Raw genomic sequence first — 16017 nt, forward strand, 5'->3', positions numbered from 1 at the left:
TTTTAGAGAGATGGGAGTTTATAGTTAAAGCGATCGCAATTTGAGCATTGTTAGCGATCGCTTGAAGTCTCGGTCTATGGCGTTGGTTTCGGGGTGGGTAAGCTGTAACTGCGATCGTATTTGCAGATAAACAACCAAAAAAAGCAACAATATAATCTAAACCAGAAGGGTACAAAAGTAGAGCGCGTTTACCGCTCATACTTAAAGACTGTAGTTTAGCAGCAAGCTTTTTACTGCGGCGATCTAGTTCCCTATAGCTGATATTTCCCTGTTCGACTCCATCTTGTAAAAATCTATAGGCTAGCTGGTTAGGCTGCGTAGAGCTTCTATAATTCAAAAGCTCGATCGACGAGCTGAATTTAGGCAATTGATTGGGTTCTTTCATTGCACTGGCGATCGGTAGTTGTTAATAAATAAAGCGGGCATTACCCTAAAGGACTAACTGCTTGTGGCACTTTTGTGGGATGATTTAATAAAGAGCGAAGAAGCTTGGCGTGCCTTCGGATGTAGGAATCACTTGGTTTGCCTAAAGCAAGTCTCGCTACCAAAGATTAATTAGTCCCCAAGTTTCTAAGTCCCCCTAAACCATCCCCAAAGTAATGCAACGCTAATAAAGCGCATTATTTTCCGTTCCGTTACTATCGGATCGCCTATTTGCTCTAATACTTATTTCTTCCTGTAACACTCGCGCTAACTGTTTGAGGAAACGAGGTCGAGCAGAATGGAGAAAGAAGTGATTGCCTCGAAAAAGATGTTTAGCAAATCTGCCTGTAGTTTGCTCTCGCCATTGACGTAGTCCTCCTCTACGAATCGCTGGATCTTGCCTACCTCCAAAAGCAATAATGGGACAGGATAGAGGCATTTGAGGAACATAGGTATAAGTCTCGCCGACAGCTAAGTCTGCCCGTAGTATTGGAAGCCAAAGCTGCATTAGTTCGGGATCGTCAAGAGCGTTTTGAGGGATTCCTTTAAGCCAACAAAGTTTACGGATAAGCTCATCATCAGGAAGAGTGTGGCTGTGGGTATCGGAGTTTTGAAGTTGTGGAGCGCGACGACTGGAGACGAATAGGTGAACTGGTTCAGAGGCATTTTGCTGACGGAGAAAACGTGCTAGCTCAAAGGCAATTAATGCTCCGATACTGTGACCGAAAAGAGCATAGGGTCGATTTAAAAGAGGAGCGATCGCGTTAGCAACGGCTTCAATCAAAGGCGGGAGTTGCTTAAATGGTGTTTCTCCCCAGCGTCGTCCGTGTCCAGGTAGTTCTATGGGATAAACTTCGATCTGGTCGGGAAGTGCCTCTGACCAAGTGCGAAAGATTTGCGCTTTCCCACCTGCGTAAGGAAAACAAAATAAACGTAGGTTGGCTTGGGGTTTGGGTTGATAGAATTGAATCCAGGGATTGATAGTTGAGTTAGGCATCGCGGTTAGATAATAAATTGCTCAGTAAAGAATCGACTTCCCCTTGAGAAAGCTGATGCAGTTCGTTTAACAATTGCTCGGTATTATTCTGACTTGTCTGCTGGATCGCTGTAGGTTGTTTGAGGGAAGAAGTTTTAGTCAAAACAGCGGCTAAATCGGCAATTGTGGGCATTTCAAATAAACTGCTGAGAGAGAATTCGCACCCGAATATTTCCTGCGTCCGCGAGACTACTTGGATAGCTAGTAATGAATGACCCCCTAATTCAAAAAAGTTATCGCGAACGCCTACAGATTGAATCCCCAATAGTTCTTGCCAAATCTCAGCCAGTTTGCCCTCTTCTTCGTTACGGGGAGCGAGATAGGGAACGCTCAGATTGGGACGCGGATGGGTAGGTTGCGATTGCTTCTGTGGGCGAGATATTTCTAATTGAGTGGATTTAGCTTCTAGAGATTGAGCTTCATAGCTTTGTTTCAGTAGCTCTAAATCTTTCGTCGAAACAATCACTTGAGACAAACCGCTTTCTAAGGTACGGGCGAAAGCTTCCATACCTTCGGTGGGGCTAATTCCCAGTTCTAAATTGCGTTTTCGTCGTTGGCGTAGGAGTTCTGGCACGGCTGTATTGACTGCCATACCAACGGTTTGCCAAGTATCCCAATTAATCGCTAGGGTTAACTGTTTTGTACGCAGAGTACGTTCGCGAGCAAAAGTATCTAAAAACGCATTGGCTGCACAATAATCACTATAACCCGCGCCCCCAACCAAAGAACTGACCGATGAATTAAGAATCATAAAATCTAGGGGATAATGGGCGAATAATTCGTCTAAAATGCGTGTTCCTGCAACTTTCGCTGACAAAACACGATTGGCTAGCTCTGGGGTTTTTAACTGAATAATACCGCCTCCAGGAATACCTGCCGAGTGAATAACTCCATTAACTTCACCAAAGCGCGTTTGGGCTTGTTCGATTGCTCTTTGCATTTGAGCGCGATCGCAGACATCTGCACCTATAACTAGCACCTCGGCTCCCAGAGACTCTAAGTTTAAAACTTGACGGATAACAGAAGCAGATCGATTCGATTTGGAGGTCGCTTCTTTAGGGGTTTTATGATTTAGCTCCCTTAATTCTTCTGCTTCATCGCTCAAAATATCTTGCCAATCTTGGCGATCTGGTAAACCCGAACGACTGACTAAAATGAGCTTTGCTTGACAAGTACGTGCCAAATATTCTGCTAAATTCAACCCAATTCCTCCCAAACCACCAGTAACTAAATAAACGCCTCCAGGTTTGAGACAAGCGGGAATTTCCTCGGTTGCTAATAAAGGAATCGCCTCGAAGGTAGGTATCCAACGGCGATCGCCTCTATAAGCTATCACTGGTTCGCTAGTACTTATATTCAGTTCTCGTTGCAAAATTTGGGCAATCGCCTGGTTCCAGTCTTGAGTTAAATCTGCCCCAGAAACCAGGGGAAATGTCGGCAATTCTAGCTCGATCGAACGACAGGTAAGCTGAGGATATTCTTGTGGTATGACTCTGCACATTCCCTGTAAGGTTGCTTTTTCAGGACAGAGGGATTCTGTTCCAGTTATGTCATAAATTTGACTGGCGATTGCCACAATTTGGAGGGGAATGTCTGAAGCTTGTGTACCTAAAGCTTGTGCTAAATAAAGTAAGCTGTAGAAGCCTTGGGTTAAAACCCGTTGGCTGTTCTCTATAGTGGAAAAACTCCAAAGGTGAACAATTTGCTGTGGAAGGCGATCACCTAATGCTTTGACCAACTGTTCGTAGTTTTCTGGAATGTCGGGTGCAATCCCATAAGTATTTTCTTCCTGTTGTGCAAACTCTTTGGCGATCCGAACCATAATCGCAGTTTGTCCAAGCTGTTTGACTTGTTTTGCCAGGGCTTCTCCAAGTCCTTCATTGTCGGCGAAAATGAGCCAAATTGCCGATTCTGTCTCATTTTGTCTTTTTCTGGGTAAATAAGACTGTTTCCAAGAAAGGGTATAAAACCAGTCTGAAAGATTTTCGGGTTTGCGTAAGACAGGAGATTGAATAGGTGGTGTAGGCGTATGTTGAGGTTCGATCCAGTAGCGTTGACGTTCAAAAGGATAAGTGGGTAATGGTATACGATCGCGCTGTTGGTTAGCATAGAATTTTGACCAGTCAAGATTAACTCCAGTCAGCCAAAGTTGGGCGATCGCATCTAAAATATAGGCAATGTCTGAGGTCTTTTCTTGGGGATGACGCAGGGAATTAATACAATGGGTTCTGGCTTGGTGAGACATTTGTTGACGCACTAATGTACTTAGTGTACGTCCTGGACCTACTTCTAAAAAGACGTTATTTTCAGTTTGGGAAATTTGCTCGATGCCATCAGCAAAGCGAACCGTTTGACGTAAATGAGTTGCCCAATATTGGGGATCGGTGGCTTGTAATGATGAGGTCCAAGTTCCCGTAACGTTGGAAATAAATGGCATCTGTGGCTCATTAAGTTCGACGTTAGCCACCACTTCAGCGAATAACTCTACCGCAGGATTCATCATTGCTGAGTGAAAAGCATGGGAAGTTTGGAGACGACGACAGCTTATTCCTTGTTGTTCGAGTTGGGTTTGAAGCGAGGCGATCGTCTCTATTTCTCCTGAGATGGTACAAAGTTCGGGGGCGTTAATTGCAGCAATGGATAGGTTTTTGGCTAACATTGGTGTTACCGCTTCTGGGATAAGGGCAACGCTTAACATTGCCCCAACGGGAAGCTGCTGCATCAATTGTCCCCGCTTTACCACTAATTTGAGAGCATCTGCTGGGGAAAATACACCAGCGATCGCAGCAGCAACGTATTCCCCGATGCTATGTCCCATCATTGCTTGTGGTTTGATGCCCCAAGCTTGCCACAAACAAGCTAACGCATATTCAATTATAAAAATAGCAGGTTGGGCATAGGCTGTTTGCTGGAGTTGTTGGGCGATTTCGGGGGTTTCTTGGTCTGGATAAAGCAGCGATCGCAAATCCAAACCAAGTAGGGGTTTGAGAAGTTCACAGAGACGATCGATCTGGGTGCGAAAAACAGTTTCAGACTCGTATAATTCTCGACCCATATTCGGATATTGTGTTCCCTGTCCTGGGAAAAGAAATACTACAGGCGGATCGAGGGTTTCGCAATAGCTAGTTCTTGTGCTATTTTGATTTTCTCCATGGTGTGGGGACGAAGCGAATGCCGATAAACTCTTGATCGCCTCTGAACGATCTTGACACAACAAAGTATAACGATAGGGAAATGCTTTGCGTCCAGTTTGTAACGTGTATGCTACATCAGCTAAGTTTAGTTCGGGATGTGCTTGTAGATGTTTGCTTAGGTTAGAGGTTACTTTTTGTAAGGCAGATTCCGTTTTAGCAGAGAGAAATAATCCTTGCCAGAGACGAGAATTACTCCCAGGCAATCGCACGGGTGCTTCTTCTAAAACAACATGGGCATTCGTTCCCCCAATACCAAAAGAACTCACCCCAGCGCGACGGGGAAAAGTGGTCTTTTTCCATTCGGTTAAGGAATTACTAACATAAAACGGGCTTTCAACAAAGTTAATTTCTGGGTTGGGTTGCTTGAAATGTAGACTAGGGGGAATTTGCTGATTTTTAAGGGCTAAAACGGTTTTAATTAATCCTGTTGTTCCTGCTGCTGCGTCTAAATGCCCGACATTACTTTTGACCGAACCAATGGCACAGAATCCACGTTTTTGAGATTTGAATGCTTGGGTGAGTGCCTTAATTTCAATCGGATCCCCTAGAGGGGTTGCTGTACCATGGGCTTCCACATAAGCGATCGTTTCTGGGTCTACTTCGGCCATTGCTAACGCTTCAGCGATCGCTTGTGCTTGTCCATCGACGCTGGGGGCAGTATAACCCACTTTGAGCGAACCATCGTTATTAATGGCAGAACCTTTAATTACAGCGTGAATAGTATCGCGATCGCTAATTGCATCTTCGCAACGTTTCAATACCACAATAGCCATCCCACTTCCACCGACAGTTCCTTTCGCCTCTGCATCAAAACTGCGACAATGTCCGTCAGGAGAATAAATGCCCCCTTTTTGGTATAAGTATCCTGCTTTATGGGGAACTTTGAGAGAAACTCCTCCTGCGATCGCCAGATCGCATTCTCCACTTAGCAAACTTTGACAGGCAAAATGGACGGCAACCAAAGAAGTCGAACAGGCAGTTTGTACGGTAACACTCGGACCGTTTAAATCTAGACAATAAGACCCTCGCGTCGCTAAAAAATCTTTGTCGTTACTAATTAAAGTCTGAAATGCGCCTACAGAGTTGATTAAGTCGAGATTTGACAATAGATTGAACAGTAGGTAAGTATTACGTCCTACCCCAGCAAAAACCCCAACCCGTTCTAAGGTTTCCCCTGGTATATAACCAGCATTTTCTAAAGCCGACCAAGCACCTTCGAGAAAAAAGCGTTGTTGCGGATCGAGAATTTCGGCTTCACGCGGACTAAAGCCAAAGAAACCCGCATCAAATTCACCAATATCTCTTTTTAGGGCAGAGGCGACTTTGATGTAATGGTGTTGCTCATAAACTTGAGAACTCACACCAGCATTTTTAAGGTCTGTGTCTGACAGAGGGGCGATCGCTTCTACTCCATTTTGAAGATTATCCCAAAATTCCTCAATATTTTCAGCACCAGGAAAGCGTCCTACCATACCAGTAATTGCAATTTCGTTCATTTTTTTAGTATTTAGTATTTAGTATTGTCTAATCGTCGTTGTCTTTGTTGTTGTAGCTTGGTGCGACGTAGGCGCGATCGCTGTTCGATTTCGGATGAGGGTTGCTCTATTTTTTCTGTACCAATTCGTTCGGAAAAGGCTGCGATGGTAGGATATTGAAATAATTCGACGAGGGGAATATCACGGCTGAGTAAGGTTTCTAGGCGAGTGCGGAGTTGAATTAGTAGTAAAGAATGACCGCCAAGATCGAAGAAGTTATCATTAATTCCTGCCCGTTCAATATCTAACACCTCTTGCCAAATAGCAGCGATTTGACGTTCAAGAGGGGAACGGGGGGCGATATAGCTTGCTGCTGTAGCGTAATCCTTTTGAGGTTTAGGTAAAGCACTACGGTCTATTTTTCCACTAGGAGTGAGGGGGAGCGCGTTTAAGGTGACAAAAGTTGCAGGAATCATGTATTGGGGAAGTCTAGTTCTTAAAAAAGTCCGCAATTCTTCAAAACTAGGGGCGGGTTGGGTTTTAGATACAATGTATGCCACTAAACGGCGATCGCTTAGCTCCTGTTCTGACCATACCTTAAGTGCAACTTCTTTCACTGCTGGATGTTGAGATAACACGGCTTCAATTTCCCCTAGTTCAATGCGAAAACCCCGCAACTTCACTTGGCGATCGCGCCGTCCTAAATACTGAAGATTTCTATTATGCGAAGCGGTATCCTTTAGGGCGGGTAAATAACGTGCTAAATCTCCCGTGCGATAAAGACGAGAACCGACACGAAATGGATGAGGAATAAACTTTTGAGCAGTTAGTTCGCTCTGGTTTAAATATCCTCGTGCTAAGGCAACTCCGCCAACGTACAATTCTCCTGGGATGCCGATGGGAACGGGTTGCAGGTATCGATCAAGCAAATAAGTTTCTACATTAGCGATCGCTTTTCCAATAGGAGGTAAAAGCGACCAAGTTTCAGGCTTTCCCCTTAGAGTATAAGCGGTGACAACATGAGTTTCCGATGGTCCGTATTGATTTTGTAAAATACATTCGGGTAAAGCTTGGAAAAATTGGGCGATCGCACTAGTAATTTGTAGTTGTTCTCCTGCGGTAATAACTTTTCGCAAATGTTGAGGTATAATTCCTTTTCTTTCTGCTGCTTCTGCTATTTGAGAGAGGGCAACAAACGGCAAAAATAGCCTTTCAATTTCCCCCTCGACTAAAAATTCTAACAAGCGATCTGGGTCTTGACGCAAAGTTTCGTTTATTAGTACTAATGTTCCGCTTTGACTCCAAGTTGAAAAGAATTCTTGAAATGAGACATCAAAGCTAAGGGAAGTGAATTGTAAGGTTTTTGCTCCTGTAGCCAGTTGAGAATTTTCTCGTTGCCAATAGATTAAATTACTTAGAGCGCGATGAGTCATCGTTACGCCCTTTGGTTTTCCTGTAGAACCAGAAGTATAAATAATGTAAGCGAAGTTATCTGGGGTAGCAACTTCTAAAAGATTATCTTCGGATTCTGTGTCAATACTCGAATAGTCGGAATCTAAACATAATACAGAGTCAACAGAAGGTAATTCCGCAACGATATCTTTTTGAGTCAGGAGAACTTGGATCCGTGCATCGGCGATCGCATTACGCAAATGAGCTTCTGGATAGTTTGGGTCAAGGGGAACATAGGCAGCACCCGCTTTGAGAGTTCCTAAAACTGCTACTGCCATTAAAGGCGATCGTCGTAAACAAATTCCCACAGGAGAATTAGCTAGAATTCCGAGCGATCGCAGTCGGTGTGCTAGTTGATTTGCTTTTCGATTCAGCGCACTATAAGTTAAAGTTTCACTACCAAACTCAACGGCAATAGCATTAGGAGTTTCTGCTACTTGTATTTCAAAAAGCTGATGAACAGATTTCTGAGGATAGTTACTATCAGTCTGGTTCCAAGTTTCTAAAAGCTGATGTTTCTCTGTTGGAGATAATAACTCTAAATGAGAGATCGGTTGATTAGGATCGGCAATAATACTATTCAATAGAATTAGGAAATGTTGAGCCAAGCGTTCAATTGTCCCACTATCAAAGAGGTCACAGTTGTATTCTAGTGTGCCAATTAATCCTTGTTCTGGGTCAAGGCGTATCAGTAAACTTAAGTCGAATTTTGCCGTAGCACTGTCTAGGTCTAGCAGTTTAAAAGTTAATCCTGGTAACTTGGGGAGAACGGGGATATCATGGAAGGCTAACAAAACTTGAAACAGCGGAGAATGACTGAGATGACGTTCTGGTTGTAGGGTTTCTACTAATTTTTCAAACGGAATATCTTGGTGGGAGTATGCTCCTAATGCAGTCTCTCGCACTCGCAGCAAAACATCTAGAAAGGTTGGATTGTTCGCTAAATCTGTTCGCAGCACTAAGGTATTGGTAAAAAAGCCAATTAATCCCTCAATTTCAGCACGATTACGGTTAGCGATGGGTGAACCAACTGTTATGTCAGTTTGATTTGTGTAGCGGTAGAGAAGAGTTTTAAAAGCAGCTAACAGGGTCATATATAGTGTAGCGTCCTGTTGCTGACTAAAAGATTGCAATGTTTCAGTTAAAGCTGGAGGAACAATAAACTGCTGCACTGCACCGCGAAATGTTTGGCGATCTGGGCGAGGGCGATCGCTTGGTAATTCTAGTGGCGGGGGCAGATTTTTTAATCTTTCTCGCCAATAAGATAATTGAGTTTGTAATGTTTCTCCCTGTAACCATTCCCGTTGCCAAACCGCAAAATCAGCATATTGAATCGGTAAGTCTGGTAAATTAGCTTCTTGGTTTGCCAAAAAACTGGTATATAGTTGAGTAAAATCCCGAATTAATACACCCTTTGACCAAGCATCAGAGACGATATGGTGCATGGTAAAAAGTAGTATCTGTCTTTCTGATTCTAGACGTAGTAGCGTTATCCGTAATAAAGGAGACTGGGATAAATCAAAAGGCTTTTTTGCTTCATTCGTCGCCAGTTCCCGTATTTTCGCAGTTTGTTCTGAATCAGAGAGATTACAAAGATTGATGACAGAAATCTTTAGTTCTGACGATGGCTCGATAATTTGTACGGGTTGTCCGTCAAGCAGGTCAAAATGCGTTCTCAAGCTTTCATGACGGTAGGCGATCGCCCCAAAACATCTCTCTAATATATTTATGTCTAATTTTCCTTCAATTTCTACTGCTGCTGGAACATTGTAAACTGGGCTATCTGTTTCTAGTCGATCTAAAAACCACAGGCGTTGTTGAGAAAAAGAAAGGGGAAAGGTTGCACTATCTGTACGGGATTTCTTCTGAATTTTAGGTTTAGTTGGAGCCTTTTGTTTTTGAAGTCGTTCGAGCAATAACGCTCTTTTTTCTGGCGAAAGTGCAGCAATTCTTTTGGTAATATCGTTCACAGTCAGATTAACCTCATGTATGTAAGGGCGCGACCCCCGAATCGAATTCGGGACGGGGCGTACAAGACGGGGCTTTTAAAGACACGAACCTGCGTCGTGTCACAGCCCCTCGTTTTAAGGAGACCTCAAAACAAAGCCCCTCGGCTTGTGTCGTCCGTCAGGCAGTAGAAAATCTTGTCTATTCTGGAAGTTGTTCGAGTTCCGTCAGAAGATTCGCTAACTCAGACTCATCGGTTTGAGACGCGATCGCCTGTGCTATTGCTTCAGCAAGTTGCTTGAGGGTTGAGGTTTCAAATAATACACGTAAGGGTAACTCGATATCAAATGTACTGCGAATGCGTGACATCACCTGAGTTGCCAATAGAGAATGTCCCCCCAACTCAAAGAAATTAGCATTAGCACTCACTTGTTCGACTTTTAAAATCTCTGCCCAAATATGAGCAATATCTCTTTCGATGGGATTACGGGGTGCAATAAAATCTTGTTGGCTTGTGGTTACAGGTTCGGGAAGCGCGAGTCGATCGATTTTGCCACTTGCTGTACGGGGTAATACATTCAGTACAGTAAAACTGGCGGGAATCATATATTGAGGCAGTCTTTCTCGAAGGAAATCCCGCACTCCATTAAGGGGGATATCTTCTCCCGATTTAGGCACAATATATGCTGCCAGTTGTATTTCTCCATGTTCAGAAGCAATTGCCTGCACAATCCCTTCTTGAACAACGGAAACCTGACTTAATACCGCTTCAATTTCCCCTAATTCAACACGATAGCCCCTAATTTTGATCTGACGATCGACTCGTCCTAAAAACTCAATTGTTCCTGCTTCATCGCAGTAACGTCCTTTATCGCCAGTTTGATAAAGCCGTTCGTCGGCATATAACGAGGAAAAAATAAATCTTTCTCTCGTCAAGTCCGATTGGTTAAAATATCCCCGTGCTAATCCCGCACCACTAATGTAGATTTCTCCAGGAACACCAATAGGCAAGGGTTGTAAGTGAGAGTCTAGTAGATAAATTTTGCTATTACCTAAAGGACGACCTAAAGGAACTGTTGAAGCATCTTCATTGCTGCCATTTACTTGATAAGTCAATACGCCAATTGTAGTTTCAGTAGGTCCATAGTGATTGACAATTTTACAATCGGGAGCAATTCGTTGCACCTGACGCACTAACTCCCAAGAAGCAGCTTCTCCACCTAAAATTAAGCATTTACGGGGTAAAAGAGCCGCAGAAGTAGCGATCGCTAACAACGTTTCTAGATAGGAAGGAACGATCTTGAGATAATCAATTGGGTAGTGTCGGCAATAGTTAGCTAAAGCGATCGGGTCTTCAATCTGTGCTTGGGAAAGAATGCACAGACATCCACCGCGACAAAGTGCTGGAAAAATCGCAGTATTTCCTAAATCTGCTGCTAAGGTAGCAACTGTAGCATAGGTAGCAGAGTCAGAAAGTTGCAGTTGTTCGACAATACCATGTAAGTAATTCAGCACTTGACGATGTTCGACAGCAACTCCCTTTGGCTTTCCCGTAGAACCAGAGGTAAAAATGACATATGCTAGATTGGCTGGCGTAACAGAATTATTCGGATTTTCCGTGGGTTGCCGATCAAGGTCACGATCTGTATCTAAACAAATCACAGGGACATCAACCTGGGGCAGTTTTTCTAACAAATTCTGTTGTGTAACCAGTGCGGAAATTGGTGCTTGAGACAACATTACACTGAGGCGTTCTGGAGGCAGTTCGGGATCGAGAGGGAGATAGGCTGCACCCGCTTTTAAAACCCCAAGTAATGCAACAATCGCTGATGGCGATCGCTCAAAACTAATCCCAACTAGACTTTCTATCCCGACTCCTAAGTTCTGAAGATGATGAGCCAGTTGATTAGCAAGGGAGTTGAGTTCTTTGTAAGTCAATTCTTCAGTTTCAAATCGCAGAGCAATTCGATCGGGAGTTCTTTTGACTTGTGCTTCAAAATACTGATGGAGACATTCACCTGTAGGGAAATCGCGCTGAGTTTGATTGAAATCGACTAAAAGCTGTCGTTCCCCTACGCCTAAAATTTCTAAGCGATCGAGGGACTGATTGGGATCGCTAACAGCACTGGCAAGTATCGTCTGTAACTCTTCAGCAAGACGACGAATCATTGTAGATGAGTACAATGCCGGGTCATAATCAATTTTAGTTTGTAAACCAGCCTCATTTAAAATTCCAGTTAATCGAAGTTTGTGGTAATCGATCGACGCTTCTAAGCGTTGGATTTCAAACTTAACCTCGGCTACAGTTGTAGTAACAGGAATCTGAATAAACTCATACCCAATTGAAGCCGTCGCTTTTTCCAACCGATTTAAAACTGTATTGCTATCAAAATAATCCTCCCATTGTTCCGCTTCTTCCCTAAGCGATCGTACCTGTTCTAAGATTTCACCAAAACGCCAGTCAGCCTCAAAACGCACTGGAAACGGCAATGGTTTTGTCATTAATCCTAAAGTTTGGATTAGTTCTTCATCAGTTCTGCCATTACTTAAATAAGTAAGAATAAAATCTGTTTGTCCCACCAAACTCCACAACAACACTTGCCAGCAAGCTAGTAACAAATCCGCAGTTTTGTTAGGATTATGTCCCACAAATTCAGCAATTTTACTCTGTAAATGGGGTTCGACAGATGATGTATAGAATTGAGTAACAAATGATAATTCTGCCTGACTAGAGGCTTCCATTGGTAATTGAATCGTTGCATTTGCTGTCTTTTGTAATTCTGTCCAATAAGCTTTTCCTGCTTCAGCGTCTGCTTCTGCTAGTAACTCCTTTTGCCATTGGGTATATTGCACATACTGCACTATGTCTTCCCCGTCACATACTTGTTCTCCACCATATACCCGTTGAATTTCTGCAACTATTTGCTTTAACGTTTCAGTATCGGCACAAATAGCAGGCAAACCAAATAAAAGGAGATGTTGCTCTGGAGATAGGGTTAGTAACCATAGCTGCCATGAAGATTCCCCATCTTCGATCGCCTCTACTCGTTTCAACCCTTGCCAAAGTTCCTCAATTTTGCCAGTTTGTTGCTGAGGCGATAGATGCTGAAGAGAAAGGGTTTGCCAAACTGGAGAAAGTTTAGAGGCGATCGCTTGTAAAGGAAATTTCATCCCCCGATAGCGCGGAAACTGGGTACGGAGAATTTCATGTCTTTCCGCTACAGTTTTCAAGCTCTCATACAATTTTTCTACATCTAGATTACCCGTTAAAGAGACTAAACAGCGACTGTAAAATCCGTTACTTTGACGGGCGATACCATCAGAGCGATTCGATTCGGAGGTCGCTTCTTCACTACGTTGCTGCAATGTCCAAAGATGTTTTTGTTCTAAAGACAGTTGGAAACCCTGAATACTTTTTTGAGTTAGCATGATTCAAGCTAGTTAATTCAAATTAAGAACAAATAACATTGGTTAGAGAATTACTTTCGCTTCCTCGTGAGATGATTTGAAGCAGGAGGGAGCGTTTACCATTTCACCCATGGTCACAAGAATTTTACGATCGCCTAGATAAGAATTTCTTCCGTGAGCAACTAGCATATTATCGAGCATTAAAATATCTCCCTCTTGCCAAGGAAAACTACAAGCTTCTTGTTTGTAGTTTTCGTCAATAGTGGCGATCGCCTCTTCTTCAATCGGCGAACCATCTCCATAAAAAACATGACGGGGTAAATCTTTAACTGAGAACAAAGAAAGTAAGGACTCTCGTACATCTCGGTCTAAAAAGTCAACGTGATGGAGTTGAATTTGATTGAAAAATATTTTCTCTTGGGTTTTAGGATGGCAAATAATTGCGGGCGAGTGGCTATACGTGGTGAGGTGATTTTTATTTTTCCACTCAAACTCCATGCCAGTCTGACGGCAATAGGCTTCTACAACGGATCGATCTTCTGTACGGAAAAAGTCTTGCCAGCTTACATCTAATCCTTCAATATAGTTTCGCACATAGAGTAATTGTTTTTGTTCAAATCTTTCCCGCAGGGCTGGATCGAGACTCTGATAGAGACGGCGACCATTTACAATTGGGGTTTCTCCTCCCTGTCGTGCAGCTTTCACACAGAAGAACCAAATCTTTTGTGGACAGCAATGTAGATGAGAACTTTCATTATGAAAAAGAATCGCTTTATCTGCTGGATAAGGAGTCGAACCATAAACCCTTTTCGAGCCATTTTCTCTGGGTAAGTCTCCATATTCTGCGAATAACTGAGGACAAATCCCTTGGGCAACTCGTTCAAATTCTACCGCAGATTTAATCCCAAAGCCACGAAAGAGAATTGCTCCGTGTTTTAACAACTCTGTTTCTAAAAATTCCCGTTTGGTTTGCGCCCATTCTGCTAAATTTATCTCGGTCGTTGTTGGTTCGATTACTAAAGGTAGGGTCTGCGTTGGCTGTAAATGGCTAGTATTAATTAAATTCTGCTGCGAAAAACTAATAGCTTTTGCTCGGACTTTTTTGAACTTTTGGGAACGCTTACGCCCTCTTTGGTTTTGTATTTGTCTTTCTTCAGCCGTTGTCATCCCTAATTGATGTAAGCGCGTATCTGGATTAGCCGTAATGCTCTGTAACAAGCTAATAAAACGTTCCGACAACTGGGCGATCGTGCTGCGATCAAACAAGTCCGTTCGATAACGCCAAGTCCCAATCAATTTCCCTTCCCGTTCTCCCACAAATAGACCTAGATTAAATTTCGAGGTTTGGTCATTTACTTCTATTGAAGTAATGGTTAGATCGGATGTCTCAAATGCAGGCATTGGCGTATTTTGTAATACGAACAAAACCTGCACTAACGGCATTTGACCCGTTTGACGTTCTGGTTTTAATTCTTCAACCAACTTTTCAAATGGTAATTCTTGATGAGCGTAAGCTTCTACAGAAACGCGACGTACCTGTCTTAATAGTTCGCGAAATGTGGGATATCCAGAACAATCTGTTCGCAAGGGAACTAAATTAACAAAAAAGCCAATTAATGATTCTGTTTCAGCCCGTTGACGGTTGGCTACATCGGTTCCAATTAAAAGGTCTGTTTGTCCTGTCCAACGGTAAAGTAGAGTTTTAAATGCTGCCAAAAGAACCATAAAGAGGGTAACTCCTTCTTCTCGGCAAAGCTGTTCGAGCTGCTCTAAAAATTCTGAAGAAAGTCGTAGGGGATAGGTTGCACCTTTCCCAGTCACCGTGTCGGTTGGCAGGCGATCGCAAGGTAGCCGAAGCACTGGAGGGCTACCTCCAAGCTGTTGTCGCCAGTAGCTAACTAAAGACTCTAAAACTTCTCCCTGGAGCCACTGTCTTTGCCAAACAGCATAGTCTGCATATTGAATTGGCAGTCTGGGTAGAGCAGAGGCAGAAGCATGGGAAAAAGCTTCATAAAGCGCAGCCAATTCTTTTACTAAAATACCCATCGACCAACCATCAGCAATGATGTGATGTATCGTTAGTAGTAAAATTTGCTTCCTGGAGGAAAGGCGCAGCAAGGTTGCCCGTAATAATGGTGCTTGGCTGAGAGTGAACGGCTTTTTTGCTTCGCGATCAGCAAGTTCTCGAACAATAGATTCTGCTTGATTTTCCAGATCGATGACGGTCAAAGACAGTTCTAGTTGAGGTGAAATTGCTTGGATGGGTTCGCCGTTTACGGTCTGAAAAGCAGTTCGTAAAATCTCATGTCTTTGCACAATTTCATTCAAACTGCGTTCTAAAATTGCAACTTGAGGAGTTCCATTGAGATGAACGGCAAGAGGAATGTTATATGCGTAGTTATTAGGTTCGAGCTGGTCTAAAAACCACAGTCTTTGCTGAGCAAATGAGAGAGGAAAAGTGCGCGATCGCACTATTTTTTCTCTAAGCAGTCGAGCAAGAAGCGAACGCCTCTGAGCATCCGAGAGTTGGGCAATCTCTGGAGGTAATTGAGTCATGAGACAATAAAAAATTAGTAGTAAGTCAAATCAGTCATTTAGCAAAATGTCAGATTTTTTTCTTCTTCGTTCTAGAGACAATCTCAATGAATTAATATTCTGCCTAATTTTTCTTTCGGGGCAAGTACTGTAGCAAGGGTTAGATTGGCATGAAAATCCACAAAGAAACGAACAAGCAATTAAGCTAGCCTACTTGATCTTTCTGCTTCGATGTTTGTTGTCGATTAACTGAGAGTAGTTTAGACCTAATTGATAATTATTGTCAACCCTCATATTTTTAAATGATAATGTTGTGAGCTAAATAACGTCAGTTCGACGAAGTTAAAAAACAGCAGGAGGAAGAGCAGACAAAGCTTTAGGTTCTAAATCAAGACTCACGGTTCGCTTAAATCAAAAATGATTAGGGAAATAAAATAGCTAAAGTGTATGCTGTTATTGAAATTCAATGAATAGAGAGAGCTATATTATTGAAAGGAACGATTTCAGAACGAGCAGATGATCTACCTCTAATCATCCATTGGTTAAA

Annotated in this window: 6 protein-coding genes; all 6 read right to left on the reverse strand. The window is 42.9% G+C overall.

Annotated features, from left to right (window positions below):
• Window positions 1-337 (reverse strand): AMP-binding protein (locus H1P_RS21475; protein ID WP_222427160.1); only part of this gene is annotated, 337 nt, incomplete at its 3' end.
• Window positions 338-607: 270 nt separating this feature from the next.
• Window positions 608-1420, reverse strand: coding sequence for a thioesterase II family protein (locus H1P_RS21480; RefSeq protein WP_144871191.1), 813 nt, complete (start codon window positions 1418-1420; stop codon window positions 608-610).
• Window positions 1413-6149, reverse strand: a complete 4737-nt coding sequence (locus H1P_RS21485) for a type I polyketide synthase (protein ID WP_144871193.1) — start codon at window positions 6147-6149, stop codon at window positions 1413-1415. Before H1P_RS21485 ends, H1P_RS21480 begins: the two co-directional genes overlap by 8 nt.
• 11 nt (window positions 6150-6160) lie before the next feature.
• Window positions 6161-9550 carry a non-ribosomal peptide synthetase gene (locus H1P_RS21490; RefSeq protein WP_144871195.1) on the reverse strand — a complete coding sequence of 1130 codons (3390 nt, stop codon included), beginning with the start codon at window positions 9548-9550 and terminating at the stop codon, window positions 6161-6163.
• A gap of 178 nt (window positions 9551-9728) precedes the next feature.
• The gene (locus tag H1P_RS21495; protein ID WP_144871197.1) at window positions 9729-12956 is read right to left on the reverse strand and encodes a non-ribosomal peptide synthetase; all 3228 of its coding nucleotides are present in this window, start codon (window positions 12954-12956) and stop codon (window positions 9729-9731) included.
• Between the two features lie 42 nt (window positions 12957-12998).
• Window positions 12999-15491, reverse strand: a complete 2493-nt coding sequence (locus H1P_RS21500) for a condensation domain-containing protein (RefSeq protein WP_144871199.1) — start codon at window positions 15489-15491, stop codon at window positions 12999-13001.
• Window positions 15492-16017: the final 526 nt, after the last annotated feature.

This window comes from Hyella patelloides LEGE 07179, from assembly GCF_900659865.1.
Classification (GTDB): Bacteria; Cyanobacteriota; Cyanobacteriia; order Cyanobacteriales; family Xenococcaceae; genus Hyella; species Hyella patelloides.